Origin of the sequence: Amycolatopsis sp. 2-15 (genome assembly GCF_030285625.1) — a bacterium.
Taxonomy (GTDB): Bacteria; Actinomycetota; Actinomycetes; order Mycobacteriales; family Pseudonocardiaceae; genus Amycolatopsis; species Amycolatopsis carbonis.
On record NZ_CP127294.1, the window covers coordinates 8,489,045 to 8,509,144 of the forward strand.

The 20,100-nt window shown below is 71.0% G+C and carries 21 protein-coding genes; 12 read left to right on the forward strand and 9 right to left on the reverse strand.

The features are described from left to right. Positions 1-247 precede the first annotated feature (247 nt). A complete protein-coding gene (locus tag QRX50_RS41970; RefSeq protein WP_285968635.1) occupies positions 248-754 on the reverse strand; it encodes a flavodoxin domain-containing protein in 507 nt (168 codons plus the stop codon). 72 nt (positions 755-826) lie between these two features. Beyond that, positions 827-1,954, reverse strand: coding sequence for a nitric oxide synthase oxygenase (locus tag QRX50_RS41975; protein ID WP_285968636.1), 1,128 nt, complete (start codon positions 1,952-1,954; stop codon positions 827-829). Between the two features lie 358 nt (positions 1,955-2,312). Between QRX50_RS41975 and QRX50_RS41980 the strand changes: the two genes are divergently transcribed. Both QRX50_RS41980 and QRX50_RS41985 read left to right on the forward strand, forming a co-directional pair. Next, positions 2,313-3,353, forward strand: coding sequence for a CobW family GTP-binding protein (locus QRX50_RS41980; RefSeq protein ID WP_285968637.1), 1,041 nt, complete (start codon positions 2,313-2,315; stop codon positions 3,351-3,353). A gap of 107 nt (positions 3,354-3,460) precedes the next feature. Then, entirely contained in the window at positions 3,461-3,736 is a 276-nt protein-coding gene (locus QRX50_RS41985; RefSeq protein ID WP_285968638.1) for a hypothetical protein, read from the forward strand. A gap of 7 nt (positions 3,737-3,743) precedes the next feature. On the opposite strand, the gene ligD is transcribed toward QRX50_RS41985, so the two are convergent. Together ligD and QRX50_RS41995 are read right to left on the reverse strand one after the other, a co-directional pair. Then, complete coding sequence (gene ligD / locus QRX50_RS41990; RefSeq protein ID WP_285968639.1) at positions 3,744-4,745, reverse strand: non-homologous end-joining DNA ligase; 1,002 nt, start codon at positions 4,743-4,745, stop codon at positions 3,744-3,746. Next, positions 4,742-5,824 carry an ATP-dependent DNA ligase gene (locus tag QRX50_RS41995; protein WP_285968640.1) on the reverse strand — a complete coding sequence of 361 codons (1,083 nt, stop codon included), beginning with the start codon at positions 5,822-5,824 and terminating at the stop codon, positions 4,742-4,744. The genes ligD and QRX50_RS41995 overlap by 4 nt, the downstream gene beginning before the upstream one ends. A 144-nt stretch (positions 5,825-5,968) precedes the next feature. Here QRX50_RS41995 and QRX50_RS42000 point away from each other — a divergent pair, with 144 nt between their 5' ends. Beyond that, positions 5,969-6,523: an RNA polymerase sigma factor gene (locus QRX50_RS42000; RefSeq protein WP_285968641.1), complete on the forward strand. Its 555-nt coding sequence runs from the start codon at positions 5,969-5,971 to the stop codon at positions 6,521-6,523. Between the two features lie 472 nt (positions 6,524-6,995). Here the strand turns inward: QRX50_RS42000 and QRX50_RS42005 are convergent, their stop codons facing one another. The 5 genes from QRX50_RS42005 to QRX50_RS42025 all read right to left on the reverse strand — a co-directional run bounded on the left by QRX50_RS42005 (position 6,996) and on the right by QRX50_RS42025 (position 10,463). Then, a complete protein-coding gene (locus QRX50_RS42005; protein WP_285968642.1) occupies positions 6,996-7,223 on the reverse strand; it encodes a hypothetical protein in 228 nt (75 codons plus the stop codon). Positions 7,224-7,413: 190 nt separating this feature from the next. Further along, positions 7,414-8,208 (reverse strand): IclR family transcriptional regulator, encoded by a 795-nt coding sequence (locus QRX50_RS42010; RefSeq protein ID WP_285968643.1) that lies wholly within the window; start codon positions 8,206-8,208, stop codon positions 7,414-7,416. 21 nt (positions 8,209-8,229) lie between these two features. Beyond that, entirely contained in the window at positions 8,230-9,171 is a 942-nt protein-coding gene (locus tag QRX50_RS42015) for a PDR/VanB family oxidoreductase (RefSeq protein ID WP_285968644.1), read from the reverse strand. A gap of 30 nt (positions 9,172-9,201) precedes the next feature. Then, complete coding sequence (locus tag QRX50_RS42020) at positions 9,202-9,417, reverse strand: hypothetical protein (protein WP_255637755.1); 216 nt, start codon at positions 9,415-9,417, stop codon at positions 9,202-9,204. Continuing rightward, a complete protein-coding gene (locus QRX50_RS42025; protein WP_285968645.1) occupies positions 9,414-10,463 on the reverse strand; it encodes an aromatic ring-hydroxylating dioxygenase subunit alpha in 1,050 nt (349 codons plus the stop codon). The genes QRX50_RS42020 and QRX50_RS42025 overlap by 4 nt, the downstream gene beginning before the upstream one ends. 190 nt (positions 10,464-10,653) lie before the next feature. Here QRX50_RS42025 and QRX50_RS42030 point away from each other — a divergent pair, with 190 nt between their 5' ends. The 9 genes from QRX50_RS42030 to QRX50_RS42070 all read left to right on the forward strand — a co-directional run bounded on the left by QRX50_RS42030 (position 10,654) and on the right by QRX50_RS42070 (position 19,876). Beyond that, positions 10,654-11,127, forward strand: a complete 474-nt coding sequence (locus QRX50_RS42030; protein ID WP_285968646.1) for a MarR family winged helix-turn-helix transcriptional regulator — start codon at positions 10,654-10,656, stop codon at positions 11,125-11,127. Between the two features lie 425 nt (positions 11,128-11,552). Beyond that, positions 11,553-12,944 (forward strand): MFS transporter, encoded by a 1,392-nt coding sequence (locus tag QRX50_RS42035; RefSeq protein WP_285968647.1) that lies wholly within the window; start codon positions 11,553-11,555, stop codon positions 12,942-12,944. Positions 12,945-12,999: 55 nt separating this feature from the next. Continuing rightward, entirely contained in the window at positions 13,000-14,172 is a 1,173-nt protein-coding gene (locus tag QRX50_RS42040) for a M24 family metallopeptidase (RefSeq protein ID WP_285968648.1), read from the forward strand. Continuing rightward, positions 14,169-15,215, forward strand: a complete 1,047-nt coding sequence (locus tag QRX50_RS42045; protein WP_285968649.1) for an aminopeptidase P family N-terminal domain-containing protein — start codon at positions 14,169-14,171, stop codon at positions 15,213-15,215. The genes QRX50_RS42040 and QRX50_RS42045 overlap by 4 nt, the downstream gene beginning before the upstream one ends. Next, complete coding sequence (locus QRX50_RS42050; protein ID WP_285968650.1) at positions 15,212-16,291, forward strand: ornithine cyclodeaminase family protein; 1,080 nt, start codon at positions 15,212-15,214, stop codon at positions 16,289-16,291. Before QRX50_RS42045 ends, QRX50_RS42050 begins: the two co-directional genes overlap by 4 nt. Before the next feature lie 45 nt (positions 16,292-16,336). Then, positions 16,337-16,846 carry a LeuD/DmdB family oxidoreductase small subunit gene (locus tag QRX50_RS42055; RefSeq protein WP_285968651.1) on the forward strand — a complete coding sequence of 170 codons (510 nt, stop codon included), beginning with the start codon at positions 16,337-16,339 and terminating at the stop codon, positions 16,844-16,846. After that, entirely contained in the window at positions 16,843-18,123 is a 1,281-nt protein-coding gene (locus tag QRX50_RS42060; RefSeq protein WP_285968652.1) for an aconitase/3-isopropylmalate dehydratase large subunit family protein, read from the forward strand. The genes QRX50_RS42055 and QRX50_RS42060 overlap by 4 nt, the downstream gene beginning before the upstream one ends. Then, a complete protein-coding gene (locus tag QRX50_RS42065; protein ID WP_285968653.1) occupies positions 18,120-19,382 on the forward strand; it encodes a 3-isopropylmalate dehydratase large subunit in 1,263 nt (420 codons plus the stop codon). Before QRX50_RS42060 ends, QRX50_RS42065 begins: the two co-directional genes overlap by 4 nt. Beyond that, entirely contained in the window at positions 19,379-19,876 is a 498-nt protein-coding gene (locus tag QRX50_RS42070) for a LeuD/DmdB family oxidoreductase small subunit (protein WP_285968654.1), read from the forward strand. Before QRX50_RS42065 ends, QRX50_RS42070 begins: the two co-directional genes overlap by 4 nt. Positions 19,877-20,100: the final 224 nt, after the last annotated feature.

The window sequence follows — 20,100 nt, forward strand, 5'->3', positions numbered from 1 at the left end:
GAGCCAGGCGGCGATGAACGCGTTGCGCTGGTCCGAGGTGAGTCTGGGCTTCTTGCCCGCCGTGGCATCCGGCACCGGAGTCCCCCTGCTCGTTGGTGAGTTTCGAGGTGTCGCCGGTGTTGGTTTACACCTGAGTGAGTGACTGGGCAACCGATGCGGTTTAGCGGTTTTGGTGTCATTCATAGGGTTTTGCGCGGATTCCGGCACGCCGGAGCAGGACCCGCGACGATCGAGAACGGGCAAGTGTTCAGAGAGAAACGTGCGAGCTCACGCGGTGCCCGACGTCGCGGGCCCAGGTGCGAATCCGCTCCCAGTCACGGAAATCGCCGGCGCGGGATCCGCGCGCCATCAGCCGCGGCAGAACCCCCCGGACGAGCGCGGGGTCCAACCGCCCGCCGAAGGTCGTGGTGCGTTCCGCGTCGATGCTCGCCGCCAGGAGGGCCACGGACGCGGGCAGGCTCACGTGCACCAGGGCAGCACCCGGGCCGCACGGGCCACTGTGGAAGAGCCAGACCTGACGCTCCCGCAGGGCCGCCACGTTGTGCTCCAGCAACCGCACGGCCGACCGGCGCCAGCGCGAGTAGTACAGCGCGCTGCCGACCACCACGGCCGGGTAAGCGGCCACGTCGGCGACGTCGGCCGCGTCCCGCGTGTCCACGGCGTGGCCGAGGGCGCGCAGTTCCTCCGAGACCACCTCGGCGATCTCGCGGGTGCCGCCGTTCTTGCCTGCGTAGGCGACGAGCACTGTCGTCATGTCCCCATTGTCCGCCATCGGCGGACCATCGGCGCCCCCAGTTCACCGAGATCCGCCGAACGGTTGTTCCCTTTAGCCAGGCGGCAGGAACGCCGGGCGCGTCGCGGGGTCGGGTTCGTCGTAGTAGCGATGGAAAACCGGGGTCTGCGCGCCGGAAAGCGGTGGCACGACCCAGCTCCAGTCGGCCGGGCACGAGCGGCCCGCTCGCTCCTCGCGGTCGAGGTGCGTGAGGAACCGCCGCGACTCCGAGTGGTGGTCGGCGATGGTGACGCCTGCGTGGTCGAACGAATGCTGCACGGCCAGAGTCAGCTCCACCAGCGCGCGGTCGCGCCACAGCGTGCGGTCGTCATCCGTGGACAGGCCCATGAGGCCGGCAATGACGGGCAGCAGGTTGTAGCGCGTGACGTCGGCGAGGTTGCGCGCGCCGATCTCCGTGGCCATGTACCAGCCGTTGAACGGCGCGGCGGAGTAGCGCACACCGCCGATCTCCAGCGGCATGTTGCTGATGGCCGGCACGGCGTGCCAGCGCAGGCCGAGGCCGGCGAACCAGCGGTGGTCCGGGTGCGTGAGCGGCACCTCCAGCACGGCGTCGGCGGGCAGGCCGAACAGCTGCCGCGAACCCGGTTCCGCCTCGACGAGCAGCGGCAGCACGTCGAACGAACCGCGCCGCTCGGGCGGGCGCCAGCCCAGTTCGCGCACGGTGTCGGTGAACTCGACGTACTGCGGATCGCCCAGCACGGAGCCGTCTTCGAGGCGGTAGCCGGCGTAGCGGATGAGCTGGTCGTTGTGGATACGCGGACCGGGCGTGGCGGGGCTGCCCGGCGCGAACACCGTGAGCGTGGGCCGGATCCGGCCCCCGCGGGTCGCTTCGTGCAGGTGCGTGACGCATTCGGCGGCGACCCCCGCGGCGTCGCGCACGTCGCGGCGGTCACGCACGCGCAGGCCGCGCCAGTAGAGCCGGCCGATGCAGCGCGCGGAGTTGCGCCACGCCACGCGCGCGCCGTGGGCCAGTTCGGCATAGGTGTGGCGGTAGGAACCGGTTTCGGCGATCTCCTCCTTGACCTGCGCGAGCCGCTCGTCGACCCGCAGGCCGGGCACGGCGGCTTCCGCGTGACAGAGCCGGATGAATTCCTCGGCCTCGCCGTATTCGACGGTTGTCACCCTTTCGGGCGGTAAGGGTGCATCGAAATTCACTCGCATGGACGCAATGGTCACCGGGCTACTCCACTGGCAGAATGCACAACCCGCGACACGCAGGCAAGACCCACTGTTCCTCCGTCATTCGACGCTGATCCGAGTCGGCGGCGAAAAATCCCGTAGCCCCAAGGGTTTCGCCAGAACGGGGAGCGTACCCGAAGTGACGTTCCAGGCAACCGCCGAATGTGTCGGGCACCGGCCCGGAAATGCGGAATGCGCAGGTGGGCACCGGTGCCGCGGGCGCGGAAATAATTGCGTCACCTCGACCTTGCACAATGTGTCCGGAAATTGATCACGACCTGGAAGCGGTTCCGTGATCACTTGGCGGTAAGGTCGTCGCGACGGCGGGAGGGGTGTGATCGTGGCCAGGCAGCGGATCCCGGTGGTCCTCGTCGCGGGGTTCCTCGGCTCGGGCAAGACCACGATGCTCAACCACCTGCTCGCCAACCGCCAGGGCGCGCGGGTCGGCGTGGTGGTCAACGACTTCGGCAGCGTGAACATCGACGCGCTCGCCGTGTCCGGCCAGGTCGACACCATGGTCTCCCTCGGCAACGGCTGCCTCTGCTGCGCCGTCGACGCGAGCGGGCTCGACGCGATGCTCGGGCGGCTGTCGAGCTCCGAAGCCGGCATCGACGTGATCGTGGTCGAGGCCAGCGGTATCGCCGAGCCGCGCGACCTGCTGCGGCTGATGATCGCCAGCGAGAACCCCGACATCCGCTACGGCGGGCTCGCCGAGGTCGTCGACGCCGCGGAGTTCGAGAGCACCCGCGAACGCCACCCCGAACTGGCCGACCACCTGCGCATCGCCGACCTGGTCGTGGTGAACAAGGCGGACCGCGTCCCGGCCGAAGAGCTCGCCAAGCTGACCGCGACCGTCGAGGAGTTCGCGCCGGGCGTGCCGGTGCTGGTGACCGACCACGGCCGCGTGGACCCGGAGCTGTTCTTCGACCCGAAGCCGCGCGAGCGCTACGGCCAGCTGACCTTCGACGACTTGCGCGAAGACGACCACGACCACTCGCAGCATCTCCACGCGGCCTACGAGAGCGTCACCTTCACCGCGGACCGCCCGCTGTCGCCGCGGCGGCTGCTGGCTTTCCTGGAACAGCGCCCGCCGGGCCTCTACCGCGTGAAAGGCCACGTGGACCTCGGGCCGCGCTCGCGGTTCGGGCTGCACACCGTGGGCGCGTTCATCCAGCTCGACCGCTCCGCCTGGCCCGCCGGACGCCCGCGCCGCACCGAACTCGTGCTCATCGGCGCCGGCCTCGACACCGGCGACGTCACTCGGCGCCTCACCGAGTGCGTGGCCGAGGACGACGAGATCGACGAACGCGGCCTCCTGAGGATCTTGCGTTACCTCGACGAACCGGCGCCTGACCAGGAAGAACAGTCCGTGGAGGACTGAGCACGCCACGCCGAACACCCCCAAACGCACGGATTCGTGCCCACCGCGACGGAAGATGACTGTGGCGAAGGAATGAAGCTGAACCGGCCTCCCAGGAGGACAGTTCCATGGCGACAATCCCCACAGTCCACACCGCGACGCGCTGGTACCTCGTCGGCGCCCTCCCCGACGATGCACCCGTCGCCCACCTGATGACGCGTGCCGGCGACCTGCGCTACCGCCGCTCCGCCTGCGGCGACCGCGAATCCCGCACGTGGACGCCCGTCGACCTCACGGCTCCGGGCACCGGCAACGTCACCCCGTGCCCGGCCTGCACCGCCGCCCTCTCGGGCGCACCATCGGGCGGTGGCGACCAGCTGGCCTTCGACCTGCCGATCGAGTGACGCGTGCTCAGCTCTTCTTCGCGCGGCTCGGCGCCACGCGCGGCGGCTCCCCCGGCATTTTCGGGTACACCGGCGGCCACGGGGCGTCCATGAGGCCCGACGCGAGGTCCTCACGGGACAGCTCCAGGAGCGGTTCGATCGACTGCGGCCGGTCGTTCGCGCCCGACCACGGGTCGCCGTGCTCGGTCACCAGGGCGGGCACGGTCGAGAGGGTGAGCGTGTCCGGAGTGACAGTGGGCAGCGCGGCCCACGAAATGGGTGTGGAGACCTGGCCGCCGACCCGCGGGCGGACGCACCACGCGCCGAAGACCGTTTTGTGCGGGGCGTTCTGGTTGAAGTCGACGAAGACGCGCGTGCCGCGTTCTTCCTTCCACCACTGGGCCGTGATGAGGTCCGGGTGGCGGCGTTCGAGGGCCCGCGCGAGGGCGACGGCGGCGGCGCGGACCTGGTAGCCGTCCCAGCGGGGTTCGAGGATGGCGTAGAGGTGCAGGCCGCGCGAGCCGGAGGTCTTCACGTGGACCTCGATGCCCAGCTCGGTCAGGAACTCGCGCACGAGCACCGCCGCGTCGCGCAGCTGCGGGAAGCCGATGCCGGGCGACGGGTCGAGGTCGATGCGCAGCTCGTCGGCGATGTCGAGCGACGCGGCACGGTTGGGCCACACGTGGAAGCCGAGGCAGCCCTGGTTCACGGCCCACAGCACGTGGGCGAGGTCGGCGGCCACGAGGGCATCGCTGGTGGTGCCGTTGGGCGTGGAGACGACGGTGGTGGTCAGCCACTCCGGCGCGGTCTTGGGGACACGCTTTTGGAACCAGCTCTTGCCGCCGGCGCCGTCCGGGTAGCGCTCCAGCAGCAGCGGACGGCCGCCGAGGCGGTCGAGCAGCGGGCCGGCCACGGCCTGGTAGTAACGCACGAGGTCGAGCTTCGTCTCGCCGCGCTCGGGGAAGTACACCTTGTCGGGGCTGGAGACCGTCAGCTCGACGCCGTCGAGCTCCAGGACCACCCCGCTCATCTCGCCTCCCCGAACAACGTCGCCAGCTCGGCCGGCGGCGCCTCCTCCAGCTGCGCATAGGTGCACGACGCCGGGTCACGGTCGGGGCGGAACCGCACGAGCCGCCCGCCGTGGCGGAACCGGCCGCCCTGCAGGTGCTCGTAACGCACCTCCGCGACCCACTCGGGCCGCACGGCCTCCCACGACAGGTCCTTCTGCGGCGCCCAGCGACTGTTCGCGCCGGGCCGGCGGCCGGGCTCGGGTTCGTACTCGGCCCAGGTGCGCCACGGGTGGCCCTCCAGGGCGTTCTCCCGCAACGGCGCCAGCTCGTCGACCAGCTCGCGGCGCCGCTTGGCCGTGAAACTGCTGGCCACGCCGACGTGGTGCAGGGCGCCGGCGTCGTCGAACAGGCCGAGCAGCAGCGAGCCGACGCCCTGGCCGTCCTTGTGCCAGCGGAACCCAGCGACGACGCAGTCGGCCGTGCGCTCGTGCTTGACCTTCCACATCACGCGTTTGTCCTGCTCGTACGGCTGATCGGCCGGCTTGGCCATCACGCCGTCGAAGCCCGCGCCCTCGAAGCGGGTGAACCAGTCTTCGGCCGTGTCAGGATCCGTGGTCAGCGGGGTCAGGTGGACGCGCTGCAGGCCGCCGGACGGGTTGTCGCCGAGCAGGTCTTCCAGCATCCGCCGGCGCGTGCTGAACGGCTCGGCCGTGAGATCGCGGTCGCCCAGGGCCAGCAGGTCGAACGCGATGAAGCTCGCCGGCGTCTCCTCGGCCAGCTTCCGCACGCGGCTCGCGGCCGGGTGCAGCCGCAGCTGCAGCGACTCGAAATCCAGGCCCCGCGGCGTGACCAGGACGATCTCGCCGTCGACCACGCACTTGTCCGGCAAGGCGTCGCCCAGCAGGCCGACCAGCTCGGGGAAGTAACGCGTGAGCGGGCGGTCGTTGCGCGAACCCAGCTCCACCTCGGCGCCGTCGCGGAACACGACGCAGCGGAACCCGTCCCACTTGGGCTCGAACCACAGCCCCTCGGTCCTCGGGACCTCGTGCACGGCCTTGGCGAGCATCGGCCGCACGGGCGGCATCACGGGAAGCTCCACGCGCCGATCCTAGGCCGAGCCAGCGCTGACCAGCACCGTTTTGACCTTCCTCGCCCGTTCGGAAAGAAGTTTCCCCGCTGCGGCGAAGACGTGGTGAAAGCTGTCCCTGACTGGGAGGAAACCCCGCGTGACCGAGGCAGAGACATGACCGCATCGGTGGGTGACGCCGAGCTGGCTGCGCGGTTCCTGCTGGAGCCCGAGGCGTTCACCGAGGTGCACGACCGCTACTACCCCGCGGTGCACCGCTACGTCGCGGCGCGCCTCGACTCCCGGGACGCCGAGGACGTCACGGCGGAGACGTTCCTGATCGCGTTCGACCGGCGGGAGAAGTTCGACGCCACGCGCGGCGAGCTGCGGCCGTGGTTGTTCGGGATCGCGACGAACCTGGGGGCGGGACACCGCCGCAAGGAAGCGCGCCACTACCGGGCTCTGACGCGGCTGGGGGTCGCGCCAGAGCCCGGTGAGGGCCCCGAAAGCCGCGTGGTCACGGCGATCACGGCCCGCGGCACGCTCGCCGCCGCGCTGGCGAAGCTCCCCCACGGCGAGCGTGACGTGCTGCTGCTCGTGGCTCTCGTTCAGCTCGATTACGCCGAGGTGGCCCAGGCCCTCGGCATCTCCCCCGGCACGGTCGGCTCCCGGCTGCACCGCGCCCGTCAGAAGCTCGCCCCGATCCTCGCCCAGGAGGCCCGCGATGAATGACCTGCAGACGCTCGAAATGCTGCTCGCCCCCGACGACCCGGCGCCCGCCGCCGTCGCGCAGAGCCGCCGCCGGGTTGCAAGCCCGGATCGCCGGCAAGCCCGTGCGCAGCCTCACCGCCCGGCCGGTCCGCGGCCTGCGCGTGGCGTGGCTGGCCGGGGGGAGGGGCGCCATCGCGGCCGCGGCCGTCGCCGTCGCCGTGTTCAGCGCGGCCCCGGCCCCGCCCGCCACACCGGCGGTGGTCCAGTCCGGAAAGCAGGTGCTGCTCGCCGCCGCGTCCGTCGCCGAGCGCTCGCCCGACGCGACCGGCACCTACTGGCACGTGACGATCACCGAGGCCGGCCCGGGCGCGGACGTCACCGACTACTGGGTCAAGCCCGACGGGCACTGGTGGTTCCGCGGCGCGAAGACCGGCGGGAAGGCGATGCCGATGGCCGGCTCCCGGCCGTTCGCCCTCGTGGCCGTGGACCTGACCTACGCCCAGCTGCGCGCCCTGCCCACCGACCCGGCCGCGCTCAAGGCCTGGATCGCCGACGCCGAGACGCGCAGCACCGCGCGAACCAGCGCCGGCCCGTTCACCGCGGCCGACCGCGAACGGGCCACGTTCGACTCGCTGGTCTCGCTGGTGTCGACGCTCCCGGCTCCGCCGGCGGTGCGGGCCGCGGCCTTCCTGGCGATCACCGCGTACCCGGGTGTCACCACCCTCGGCGCCGTGCCCGGCGGCCAGGGCCTGACGATCCCGCCGGACGGCCACCGTCTCGTTGTCGACCCCGCCACGGGACGGTCAACGCCACCTCGGTCTACGTCACCGCCGAAGGCGGCACGTATGTCCTGCCGCCGCCCGCGACCGCCCGCATCGACGCGGGCTGGACGGACACCCTGCCGCAGTAGGTCACGGGCGGGTGCGGCCGGCCGGGAACACCCGCGCCGGCCCGCCCGCCAGTGCCCGGCCGATGCCGCGCGCGGCCGCCATCACCAAGGGCGCCAACGCTCCCGGCTGCGCGCTGTCGGCACGCACCACAAGGGACACTGCCGCCGCGACCGTGCCGTCGGCGGTGAAAACCGGCGCGCCGACGGAGAGCGCGTCGACGGTGACCTGGCCGTCGCTCACGGAGTAGCCGTGCTTGCGCACGTCGGCGAGCACGCGGCGCAGCCGGGCCGGCTCGCAGACGGTCTTCGCGGTGTAGCTGTGCAGGGGCCCGCCGAGCACTTCCTCCTGCACGGCCGCGGGCGCGTGGGCCAGCAGCACGAGGCCGACGCCCGTGGCGTGCAAGGCGAACCGGCCGCCGACGCGGGTCCAGACCGGTACGGCGTCGCGCCCGGCGATGCGTTCGACGAACACGACCTCCAGGCCCTCGCGCACGGCGAGCTGCACGTTTTCGTGCGTGACCTCGTACAGGTCCTCGAGGAACGGCATCGCCGCGTCACGCAGGCCGAGCCCGCGCGGGGCGAGCGACGCGACCTCCCACAGCCGCAGCCCGATGCGGTAGCGCCCGGCGGCGTCGCGCTCCAGCGCACCCCATTCGACGAGCTCCGCCGCGCGCCGATGCGCGGTCGCGAGGGAGACGCCGGACCGCCGGGCCAGCTCGCTGAGGCTCAGGTCCGCGGCGTCCGGGGTGAAAGCCTCGAGCAGTGCCAGCACCTTGCTGGTCACGGAGGTGCCCGTCGCCGGGGCTTGCCGGGTCATCGCCTCACGCTACCCGCGCGGCTACAGATCCAGGACCAATCGCGCACCGGCGCAGCGCGACACGCAGATCATCATCACGTCACCCGCCTCGCGCTCCGGGCCGGTGAGCACGGAGTCGCGGTGGTCCGGCACCCCCGCGAGCACGCCGGTCTCGCACGTGCCGCACGTCCCTTCCTGGCAGGAGGACAACACGGGCACCCCCGACTCCTCCAGCACCTCGAGGATCGAGCGGTCCGCCGGTACCTCCAGCGTCCGGCCCGACTGGGCGAGCTCGACCTCGAAGGCGCCGCGCGGACCCGTGTCGGGCAGCGCCGTGAACCGCTCGACGTGCAGCAAATCGGGCGCACACCGCTGCTCGACGGCCGCCAGCAACGGTTCCGGGCCACAGCAGTAGACGGCCGCGCCCGGTTCGGCCGCCAGCGCCGCGTCGAGGTCGAGCAGTCCGCGTTCGTCCTGCGGCACCAGCTCGACGCGGTCGCCGTAGCGTTCGCGCAGCTCCGCCGCGAAGGCCATCGACGCCCGGGTGCGGCCGCCGTAGAGCAGCCGCCACTCGGCCCCCGCCGCCTCGGCCGCGGCGAGCATCGGCACGATCGGGGTGATGCCGATGCCGCCCGCCACGAACAAGTAGCGCGGCGAGGGCACCAACTTGAAGTGGTTGCGCGGACCGCGCACGCGCAGGCGCTCGCCACCGGTCAGCCCGTGAACGTGCGCTGAGCCGCCGCGGCCGGCCGGCTCGCGCAGCACGGCCACCTGCAGGACCGACCGGTCGGCCGGATCGCCGCACAGCGAGTACTGCCGCACGAGGTCCGGACCCAGCGCCAGGTCCACGTGCGCGCCCGGCTCCCACGCCGGCATCGCCGCGCCGTCCGGGTCGCGCAGGGTCAGCCGGACGACGCCGTCGGCCAGCCGTTCCGGGGCCGCCAGCACCACGTCGAGCTCCAGCTCAGTGGCCACGACGCTCATCGTCTCCTCCTCTTGGACCTCTGGGGCTTCTCAGACCGCGACGGCCACGCGCTCCGGCGGGACCACCGGCACCGACGGACCGCCGTGCCCGACGGGATGGGCCAGCAGCCAGTCCCACAGCTCGACCGGGTCCTCCGACTCGTGCTCGGCCCCGCAGTGGCACACGCCGACGAGCACGTCGGTGCCGAGCTTCCAGTGGATGCGCACCACGTTCTCGCCCCGCAGCATCGCCACGCGCTCGCTCACGACGGCACGACCTGCGTGCTCTCGCCGGCCGCCAGCTTCTTGAGGATGCGCCGCGCGGCCAGCCCACCCGTGTCGATGTTGACCGAAAGCTCCTGGTATCCCTCGGGTTCCGCCTCGATGACGCGTTCGAGGATGTCGAGCGCCCGCACGTCCTGCAGCACGACCGTGCGGTTGTTCTCCGCGAGGAAATCGGACACCTCGGTGTCGTCGAGCGCGAAATCCCTTGCCACGGCCCAGAAGTCGTGGGTGCTGTGCTCGGTCTCCGGGGTGATCGCGTAGACGACCTCGACGTGGAAGCCGTCGGGGTCGGTGCCGTCGGAGTTCGGCAGCACGCCGACGGGCGCGATCCGGCTGTGCAGCAGGTACAGGCACGGCGGGTGGTACTCGATGTCCTGCCAGCGCGTGATCCGGCCTTCGATGCCGGTGGACTTCGCGTAGAACGACGGGCATTCGGCGTCGGCCATGTGGCGGCTGACGTAGATGATGCCGCGGTCCTCGTCCACCTCCGTGGTGATCGGCGTGTTCGCGACCTCCGGAGTGCCGATGTAGCCGCCGTGCAGGTACGTCTCATGCGAAAGGTCGAGCAGGTTGTCCACGAGCAGCTCGTAACGCGCGGCGAGCGGTTCCATACCGCTCACGCTGGTGTAGGCCGGGTCCGCGAGCCACGGCGCGCGCGGGATGGCGGACTCGTCGGCCAGCTCGCGCTCGCCGATCCAGACCCACACGAACGAGTCCTGCTCCACCACCGGGTACGAGGGGACCCTCGCGGTGCGCGGAATCCGGGCCTGACCCGGGACGAACACGCACGAACCAGCGCTGTCGTAGGTGAAGCCGTGGTAGCCGCAGACGATCTTGTCGCCGTCGAGCCGGCTCTCCGAGAGCGGGTAGCGGCGGTGCACGCAGCGGTCGGCCAGCGCGACGACGTCGCCGGATTCGGTGCGGTAGAAGACGATCGGCTCGCCGAGCACGGTCCGGGAGAACAGCTCCCGGCCCACTTCGCGGCCGTATGCGGCGACATACCACTGGTTTCGGGCGAACGCTGCCATCGACGCCTCAGAGCTCCTTCGGTCGGGGTCGGCGTCCGAAGCTCTCACCCGCGGTGCGCCGGGGACCATCCGGGTTTTCACCCACTGAAAGACTCTCCTCGTCACGAAATCAACCCTTCCCACGGCGCAGGGGGCGGACGTACAGTCGGCGGCATCGTTATTTCGGGTACCGGAACGTACGGGGACCAAAATGACCACCAACGACACCGAGACCTTCGACGAACTGGGCCCGGAAGCGGGCCTCGGCGAGGTCTTGCTGGCACTGGGCGGGCGCCTGACCCGGCTCCAGACGGAGCTGCTCGCCGGGCTCGAGCTGCCGCTCACCATCCGGCAGTACCGGATCCTGTCGAGGGTCGGGAGCGGCCACACGTCGCTCACGGCGCTGTGCAAGCTCGCGCACCGCAACCCGTCGACGATGTCCGAAAGCGTCGACAAGATGGTGAACCAGGGCCTGCTCTCGCGCCGCCCCTCGGCCGCGAGCCGGCGCACGATGCAGCTCGAGCTCACCACCAAGGGCGTCAACGCGCGCGACGCCGCCCGGCGCACCCTCGACAAGTTCGCGGCCGAGCTGACCGCGGGCCTCACCCCCGAGGTGCGCGACCAGCTGCTGCCCGCGCTCTCGCAGCTCTACTTCGGCGTCCAGGGCAACCTGGACGACCGGTGACGGAAGAAGACCCAAGGGGGGTCAGCATCACCGCACGACACCGGGTCGGAACCGTCTGACGCCAGGCCATCCAGGCCTGCGCCACAGGTTTCGAGCCGGACGGCTTCGAGCCACCGGCCGACGTCCCTCGGCCTCCGCACCGCCGGGCATTCGAGCCGGGCGGCTTCGGAGTGCCGCGGTGGCGGAGGTGTCGAAGCCACCGGGTGACAACCGATCAGCGCGACGCGAACCGAATGCAGGCGTACGGCTCACAAGCCCGCCGGACCGGCTCGCCGAACCGCCGATGGGTTGCCCGCCAACGGGTTCCCAGCCGCGCGACCACCGCGTCGAGCGGCCCGGAGCCACCGGGTAGCACCAGCCGCCGACCTACGAGCTGCTGGGTTTCACAAGCCCTGGGTTGTTCCAGCCACAAGGAGGTGGCCCACATGCCCCCGTCCCCCGCGACCTCGTCCCACTCCCTGCTCTCCCGCCTTGACGAGTCGGCGTTCACCGCACGGCACCTGAGGATCTACGTAACCGTCCTCATCGGACATTTCCTGTGCGGGTTCGTGATCAACCTGACCGGCGTGATCCTGCCGGGTGTCATCAAGACGTTCCACCTCACCAGCGAATCGGCCGGGGTGTTCTCCTCGGCGCTGTTCGCGGGCATGCTCGTGGGCGCGGCCGTCGCCGGCACGGTGTCCGACCGGTTCGGCCGGAAGGTGCCGCTGTCGATCACAGTGATCGTCTACGCGGTGTTCTCGCTCGCCGCGGTGTTCGCGCCCAGTTTCGGCGCCCTGGTCGCGTTCCGCGCGCTGCAAGGGATCGGGCTCGGCGCCGAGATCGCCGTGGTCCTGCCCTACATCGCCGAGTTCGTGCCCTCGCGCCACCGCGGCCCGCTCGTCACCGCGGCCACGGCGGCGTGGCTGATCGGGCTGCCGACCGCGGCCGCGGTCGGCACCGCGGTGGTGCCGGCGTTCGGCTGGCGCGCGATGTTCGTGATCGCCACCGTGCCCGTCGTCGTCGGGGTGTTCATGCTGGCGACGCTGCCGGAGTCGGTCCGCTACCTGCTTCGCCGCGACCGCCTCGCCGACGCGGCGGCGATCGTCAGCGGCCTGTGCCGGGGCGGCAACCCCACCGAAGCGCCCGCCGGCCGGCAGGCGGCACCCGAGAGCGGCGGCACCGTGCGCACGCTCGTCGCCCGGCACTACCTGCGCTACACGATCGCCATCTGGTTCATGGAGGTCTGCGCCGGCGCGTTCCTCTACGGGCTCTCGAGCTGGCTGCCCTCGGTCCTGGAAGACCAGGGCGTGGACCTGCTCAAGAGCTTCGGCTACACGGCGATCATCACGGCCGCCGGCGTGGTCGGCGCGATCCTCGCCGGGCAGCTGATCAACCGGATCGGCCGCCGCGTGGTGCTCGGCGGGGCGTTCGTCCTCAGTGGACTGTTCTGCCTGGCCTGGGGCACCACGTCGGCGACCGGCGCGGTGATCGTGCTCGGCTCGCTGGCCACGTTCTTCGGCAGCGGCCTGGCCGGCAGCACGCTGTTCGCCTACGCCAGTGAGCTCTACCCCACAGCCAGCCGCGCGACCGGGCTCGGCTGGGCGGCGGCGTGGCAGAAGGTCGGCGGCCTCATCATGCCCGTGCTCGTCGGGTTCATCCTGGCGGCGCACGCTTCGCAGTTCCTGTTCTTCCTGGTCTTCGGGATCATCTCGATCCTCGCCGGGATCGCCGCGCTCGTGGCGACCTTCGAAACCCGCGGCCGCACCGTCGAGCAGATCACGAGTGAGATCACCGGCGAAGGGGCGCCCGCCGCCCTGACCCCGGCGCGCTCCTGACTGCCCAAGCAACCCACCGGAAACCGATCCCACCACCAACACAGTGGAGGAACCCATGACGATCGACCACGCCCCGGCACCCGCCGGAGCGGGCCTGTCCCCCGAGGACCAGGCGGAGCTGCAGCTGCGGCACCGCAAGATCCGCGACGCGATGGCCGAGCAGGGCCTCGACGTCGTGCTCGCCTACGGCCCCGCCTGGCGGCGCGAGAACATCCGCTACTTCACCGACGTGACCCCGGCCGGCAGCGCCGCGCTCGTGGTGTTCCCCGCCGAGGGTGACGCGGTGGCCTTCTCGACCCGGCCGTCGGACCTGGCGGCGTTCACCGCGCAGGGCTGGGTCGGCGAGGCCCGGCGGCTGGACCCGGCGAACCCGGCGGAGCTGGGCGTGGTCCTGAAAGAGCTGGCGCCGCGGCGCATCGGCATCGCCCACCACGAGCTCGTGCCGCTCGTGCTCATGGAGACGATCCGCGCCGCGGCGCCGGGCGCCGAAGTCGGGTCGGCCACGAAGCTGCTCGACACCGCGCGGCTGGTGAAGAGCGAGTGGGAGCTCGCCCGGATGCGCCGCAGCGCCGTGGTGTGCGCGGCGGGCTGGGAAGCGTTCGTGGACGTGCTCGAACCGGGGCTGCCGGAGTACCGGATCGTCGCGGAGGTCGAGGCGCGGCTGAAGAACCTCGGTGCCGAGGACAACTTCATGCTCATCGCGTCGGGCCGCGACGAGGTGCGCGGCATGACCCCGCCGGGCGACCGGCTGCTCGAAGCCGGCGACATGGTGCGGACCGAGCTCACGCCCAAGATGGACGGTTACTGGCTGCAGATCTGCCGCTCCGCCGTGGTGGGCAAGGCCGACGACGGGCAGCGCAAGTCGTTCGACCTGTTCAACGAGGCCGTCGAGGCCGGCATCTCCGTGGTACGCCCCGGCATCACCGCCCACGAGGTGGCGGTGGCCGAGAACGACGTGTTCCGCAAGTACGGCTACGGCGAGTACTGCACCAGCAACTACACCCGCGTGCGCGGCCACGGCCACGGCCTGCACCTCGACGAGACGCCGATCATCGAGGGCAACCACACCGTGCTGCCCGAGAACTCCGTGTTCATCATCCACCCCAACACCTACACGCCGCTGGCCGGCTACCACGTGCTCGGCGACCCCGTGCGCGTGACCGCCGACGGCTGTGAAGTGCTGATCACGACCGAACGGAAGCTGTTCGAGACAGGAGACGTGGCGTGAAACGAGGTCTGCACGTACTCGACCCCGCGGAAACCCCCGACCAGGAGTGGGGCGACCGCGTCGCCGCCCTGCAGAAGGCCATGGCGGCGCAAGGCGTCGACGTCGCGTTCGTCTACGCCGACGTGTCCCGCTCCGACGACCTCGCCTACCTGACCAACCTGTGCCTGTACTGGAACGAGGGAGTGCTGGCGATCCCCGCCGAGGGACCCGTCACGTTCCTCACCAAGCTCTCGCTTCGGGTGCAGAACTGGATGAAGGCCTCGTCGAAGGTCACGGAGTTCAGCGGCGGCAAGAACTTCGCCGACCTCGTCGCGAAGTACTTGCTGGGCAAGAAGAACGGCACGCTCGGCCTGGTCGACGCCGCCCTGTGGCCCGCCGACGTCGCCGACGAGATCGTGGCCGCGGTGCCCGGCTGGCAGGTCAAGCGCCTCGACGGGCTGGTGCGCGAGCAGCGCCTGATCCCGTCGGCGGCCGAGACCGAGCTGCTGCGCGCGGCCGGGCGGATCCTCGACGACGCCGCGGCCAAGGCCACGGTGGCGGGCAGCACCGCCGGCAGCCGCGTCGAAACCGTGGAACGCGCGTTGCGCGGCGGCGGTTTCCTCGACCTGTACCCGATCTCGCTGTCCACTTCGGACGGTGTGACGTCCTTCGGCGTCACCGGGCAGTACCGCATGAACTGGGTGTACTCGAGCCGCGTCCTCGGTGCCGGCGACGGCTGGCCGGGTGCGCTCAAGGATGCCTTGGCCGCGGCCATCGCCGCGGCCAAGGCCGGCGCGAGGATCGGCTCGCTCGCCGAGGCCGCCGCGCCCGCGTTGGCGAAGCTGCCGGACGGCGCGAAGGCCGAAGTCCGCTGGGTCAACCAGGCCGACCTGTCCACCAGCGGCGAGTTTCGCGCCCAGGACCCGGCCGCCGTACTGGCCGAAGGTGAGGCGGGCGCGGTGTCCGTGGAGGTCGCCTTCGCCGACGGTGGCAACGCGGCCGTGGCCGAGACCGTCCGCGTCACCGAAGGCGAACCGGAACACCTGACAGGAGCACAGCGGTGAGGATCCTTTCCAACGGCGACATCGAGCAGGTGCTCACCGCCGGCGAGACGCTCGACGCGCTGGAAACGGCGTACAAGGAGCTGAACGCCGGCCAGGGCGCCAACCGGCCGCGCAACCACACGTACTTCCCGGTCGAGGACAGCCGCCACCCCGGCTTCCGGTTCCGGTTCAAGTCGCAGGAGGGCGGCAACGTCTCCAGCGGCGTGTGGGCGCTGCGGATCACGTCCGACATCGCGGGCGTCGAGACGCTGCCCTCCGGTGTGCAGCGGCGCCGGCTCATCCCGGCCGCGCCCGGCGGCCGCTACGTCGGGCTCGTCACGCTCTACAGCCTGACCACGCTCGAACCGCTCGCCATCATGCACGACAGCTTCATCCAGAAGATGCGCGTCGGCGCCACCTCCGCGCTCGGCATCCGCGAACTGGCCAACCCGGACGCGACGGTCGCCGGGATGTTCGGCTCCGGCTGGCAGGCCGAGGCGCACCTGGAGTGCCTGCTCATGGTGCGCCCGAGCATCGAAGAGGTCCGCGTCTACAGCCCCACGCCGGAGCACCGCGAACACTTCGCGAAGGTGTGGAGCGAGAAGACCGGGCGCAAGATCGTGGCCGTGGACGAGCGGCGCGACGCGGTGGCCGGCTGCCAGATCGTCACCTGCGCCACGGCGGCCATGGAGGCCTGCTTCGACGGCGCCTGGCTCGAACCGGGCACGCACGTCACGGCGATCACCTCGCCCGACGGCACCGCCACCCGGCGCGAGCTCGACGACACGACGTTCGACCGCGCCGACCGCATCACCGTGCTCTCGCGCGAGCAGGTGCACCACGACAAGCAGTACGACATCCTCGGCCCGGTCAACCGCGGCCTGAAGTCGTGGGACGACATCCGCGAGCTCGGCGACCTGCTGCTGGGCGAGGCCCCGGGGCGCACGAGCCCCGACGACATCACCGTGTTCGCCAACAACACCGGCATGGGCGTGCAGTTCGCGGCCGTCTGCGCGCGGGCGCTGGCGCTGGCAGAGCAGCGCGAGCTCGGGCACACGGTGCCGACCGACTGGTTCCTGGAAGAGACGAGTCCGTGAGCGGAACCCGCCGCACACCACCGGAACCACGAGCGGAGATCTCTCATGGGCAGTGAACACCGCGTCGGAGGCAAGGTCATCACCTTCGGCGAGAACGTGAACACCGACGTCATCATCCCCGGCCGCTACCTCGTGAGCATCGACCCGGCAGAGCTCGCCGAGCACGCCTTCGAGCCCCTGGGGCCGGAAACGCAGGCGCGACTACGGGCGAGCGACGTCGTGGTCGCCGGCCGCAACTTCGGCTGCGGCAGCGCGCGGGAGCAGGCCGCCACGTGCCTGATCGGCGCCGGGATCAAGGCGGTCGTCGCAGCCTCCTTCTCCCGCGTCTTCTTCCGCAACGCCATCAACACCGGGCTCGTCGCGGTCGAGTCGCCCGCCGCGGCCGAGGCGGCCACCGACGGTGGCGAGATGTGGGTCGACTACGACGCGGGCACGGTCGAGGTGGGCGGGCAGACGTTCCCGTTCAGCCCGTACCCGCAGGTGCTGCGGGAGATCATGGCCGACGGCGGCCTGATCCCGCACCTGATGGCGAGCTTCGCGGGAGGAAAGCAGTGACCGCCAAGACCTTCGCGCAGAAGGCGATCGAACGCGCGTCCGGGGTCGCCGACCTCGTGCCGGGCCAGATCGTCGACGCGTTCCCCGACCTGTACATGAGCCACACCGCGAGCTGGCGGTGCATCCGGACGCTGGAGAAGATGGGCGTCGAGGAGCTCTACGACGTCGACCGCGTGGCCATGGTGATGGACCACCTGTCCCCCGCCATGAACGCGAAGACGGCCGCGGACCACGCGCTGTGCCGGGAGTTCGCGCAGAAGATGGGTGTGAAGAACTTCTTCGACGTCAACAGCGGCATCGCGCACATCGTGCTCATGGAGCACGGCCTCGTGCGGCCCGGCCAGTTCATCATCGGCACCGACTCGCACTCGACGATCTACGGCGCGCTGGGCGCGTTCGGCACCGGCGTCGGGTTCAGCGAGATCACCGCCGCGTGGGTCACCGGCAAGCTGTGGGTCAAGGTGCCCGAGTCGGTGCGGATCGTCATCGACGGCGACCTCGCCCCGGGCGTCTACGCCAAGGACATCATGCTCAAGCTCATCGGCGACCTCGGTGCCGACGGGCTGACGTATGAGTCGGTCGAGTTCTCCGGGTCCTACGTCGAGGGCATGTCGGTGTCCGAACGCATGACGTTCTGCAACCTGGCCATGGAGATGGGCGCGAAGAACGCCTTCGTGGCCCCGGACGACACCACGCTCGCCTACCTCGACGAGGCCGGCGTGCCGCGCGACGAGCTGGACATCCTGCTGCCGGACGAGGGCGCGACCTACCGCGCCACCGTGCGGCTCGACGGGCCCACGCTCGCCCCGCAGATCGCGGTGCCGCACACGGTCGACAACGTGGTGGGCGTCGGCGACGTCGTCGGCACGAAGCTCGACCAGGTGTTCATCGGCTCGTGCGCCAACGCCAAGTACGACGACCTCGTGATCGCGGCCGACGTGCTGGCCGGCCACCGCGTGGCCCCGGGCCTGCGGCTGATCGTCACGCCGGCATCGGCGAAGATCATGGCGCAGGCTTCGGACAGCGGCGTGCTCACGAAGCTGATCCAGGCCGGCGCGATGATCACCAACCCCGGCTGCGGCGCATGCGCGGGCAACGGCGGCGCGATGGCCGACGGCGAGACCACGCTGTCGACCGCCAACCGCAACTTCCAGGGCCGCATGGGCAGCTACGACTCGAAGATCTTCCTGTCGAGCCCGGCCACGGCCGCGGCCTCGGCGATTCGCGGGGTCATCACCGACCCGCGTGAGATCGTGGCGACGGCGGTGGTCGCGTGAACCTCGTCGAGAAGATCCTGGCTCGCGCGAGCGGCCGCGAGTCCGTGGAACCGGGCGAGATCGTGGTGGCCAAAGTGGACCGCCTGATCATGCACGACCTGTCCGGCTACCTCACCTCGCAGGTGTACGAGAAGCGCGTGAACGTGCCCATCCCCGACCCCGCGCGGGCAGTGATGGTGTTCGACCACCACTTCGCGCCGCCGACCGAGCAGCAGGCGGACGTGCTGCAGCACAACCGCCGGTGGGCCCGCAAGCACGGCCTGAAGCTTTATGACTGCGGCAACGGCAACCTGCACCACGCCGTGGTCCGCAACGGACACATCAAGCCCGGCATGATCGTGGTCGGGTCCGACAGCCACACGCCGGTGCACGGCACGCTGGGCGCGCTCGCCGTGGCGCTCGGCAACGACTCCCATGCCGGAACCGTGCTGCCGTACGGCAAAGCGTGGTTCAAGGTGCCGGAGACGACCCGGGTCCACCTCGAAGGCGCGCCGAAGCCCGGCGTCACCCCGCGCGACATCGCACTGTGGCTGGTCGGGCGCATCGGCGAGGGCGAGCTGAACTACCGGGCCGTGGAGTTCGGCGGCCCGTACGTGCGCGGACTGTCCTTCTGGGACCGCTGGCTCTTCCCGCTGCTGTGCGTGGACCTCGGCGCCAAGTGCAGCTTCGTCGAACCGGACGAGGTCACCGAGGCGTTCGTGCGCACGCTGCCCGGCGGCGACGCCGGCCTGCTGGTGCACGGTGACGGTGAGGAAGCCGCGCAGGTGCTGCGCTTCGACGTCGGCGAGGTCGACCCCACGGTTGCCTGCCCGCCGACCGTCGGCAACGTCAAGCCCGTGGCCGAGGTCGCCGGCACGCCGGTGCAGTACGCGGAGCTGGGCGGCCACGGCGGCGGCCGGCTCGAGGACTTCCGCGCGGCGGCCCAGGTCCTGGCCGGGCACAAGGTGCACCCGGACACGCGGTTCCACCTCGTACCCTCCAGCCGCGAGGTGTTCGCGGAGGCCGCGCGCGAGGGGCTGGTGCTCGCGTTGCACGAGGCCGGCGCCACGTGGTTCCCGCCCAGCACAGGCTCGAACCAGGCCTACAACATGGGCGCGATGGCGTCCGACGAGACGATGATCTCCACCCACGCCCGCAACTTCCCCGGCCGCAACGGCAGCCCGGACGCGTCGATGTACCTGGCGTCTTCGGCAACCGTTGCCGCATCGGCTGTCGCGGGGGTCATCGCCTCGACCGTCCAAACGGGAGGGAAATCGTGAAGTTCGAGGGCCGCTGCTGGCGGTTCGGGGACAACATCCCGACCGACCGGCTCGTGAAGACCCAGTACGTGTTCGAGCCGATGGAGATCCTCGTGCAGCACGTGCTCGAAGACCTCAACCCGGAGTTCCCGAAGCAGGTGCAGCCCGGCGACATCGTGTTCGCCGGCAAGCACTTCGGGCAGTCCTCGGGCCGCGCCATCGCGACGAAGGCGTTGCAAGCCACGGGAATCGGGTGTGTGGTCGCGGAAACGTTCGCCCGGACGTTCTACCGCAACTGCTTCGAGGTCGGCCTGCCGGCGCTCGAAGTCGGGCTGAACCCCGACTTCGCGGCCGACGGCGACCGCGTGCGCGTGGACCTCGCCACCGGGGAGTTCACCAACCTGACCACGCAGACGACGATCCGCGGTGCCGCGGCCGACCCGTTCCTCGTCGACATGCTCGAGGCGGGTGGGCTGATCAGCCTCGCGAAGAACCGGCCGGAGGTGTTCCGCTAGGACGGACGGCAACGGTGAAACCCCCTGGCGGACAAGGACTTCAGGTCCGCCGGGGGTTTTGTCGTGCCCGCGATCCGGGCAGGAAACCCGCGGAGATCGATGTTTCTCACCTTCTTGACGCGCGTCGAGATCGAGAGTCACACTGACCGGAGCACAAAGAGGTGCACCTCCCGATGCTTCTCATGGTCGACACCTCGCCCGATTCCAGACCGAGGCGGAAAAGC

What these genes read in the sequence shown, in the direction of transcription:
- QRX50_RS41975 (WP_285968636.1), bottom strand. Translation starts at nt 1,954, where the DNA reads ATGCGAGTGAATTTCGATGCACCCTTACCGCCCGAAAGGGTGACAACC.
- QRX50_RS42025 (WP_285968645.1), bottom strand. Translation starts at nt 10,463, where the DNA reads ATGGCAGCGTTCGCCCGAAACCAGTGGTATGTCGCCGCATACGGCCGC.
- QRX50_RS42030 (WP_285968646.1), top strand. Translation starts at nt 10,654, where the DNA reads ATGACCACCAACGACACCGAGACCTTCGACGAACTGGGCCCGGAAGCG.
- QRX50_RS42035 (WP_285968647.1), top strand. Translation starts at nt 11,553, where the DNA reads ATGCCCCCGTCCCCCGCGACCTCGTCCCACTCCCTGCTCTCCCGCCTT.
- QRX50_RS42040 (WP_285968648.1), top strand. Translation starts at nt 13,000, where the DNA reads ATGACGATCGACCACGCCCCGGCACCCGCCGGAGCGGGCCTGTCCCCC.
- QRX50_RS42000 (WP_285968641.1), top strand. Translation starts at nt 5,969, where the DNA reads ATGACCGCATCGGTGGGTGACGCCGAGCTGGCTGCGCGGTTCCTGCTG.
- QRX50_RS41985 (WP_285968638.1), top strand. Translation starts at nt 3,461, where the DNA reads ATGGCGACAATCCCCACAGTCCACACCGCGACGCGCTGGTACCTCGTC.
- QRX50_RS41970 (WP_285968635.1), bottom strand. Translation starts at nt 754, where the DNA reads ATGACGACAGTGCTCGTCGCCTACGCAGGCAAGAACGGCGGCACCCGC.
- QRX50_RS42010 (WP_285968643.1), bottom strand. Translation starts at nt 8,208, where the DNA reads ATGACCCGGCAAGCCCCGGCGACGGGCACCTCCGTGACCAGCAAGGTG.
- ligD (WP_285968639.1), bottom strand. Translation starts at nt 4,745, where the DNA reads ATGAGCGGGGTGGTCCTGGAGCTCGACGGCGTCGAGCTGACGGTCTCC.
- QRX50_RS42055 (WP_285968651.1), top strand. Translation starts at nt 16,337, where the DNA reads ATGGGCAGTGAACACCGCGTCGGAGGCAAGGTCATCACCTTCGGCGAG.
- QRX50_RS42015 (WP_285968644.1), bottom strand. Translation starts at nt 9,171, where the DNA reads ATGAGCGTCGTGGCCACTGAGCTGGAGCTCGACGTGGTGCTGGCGGCC.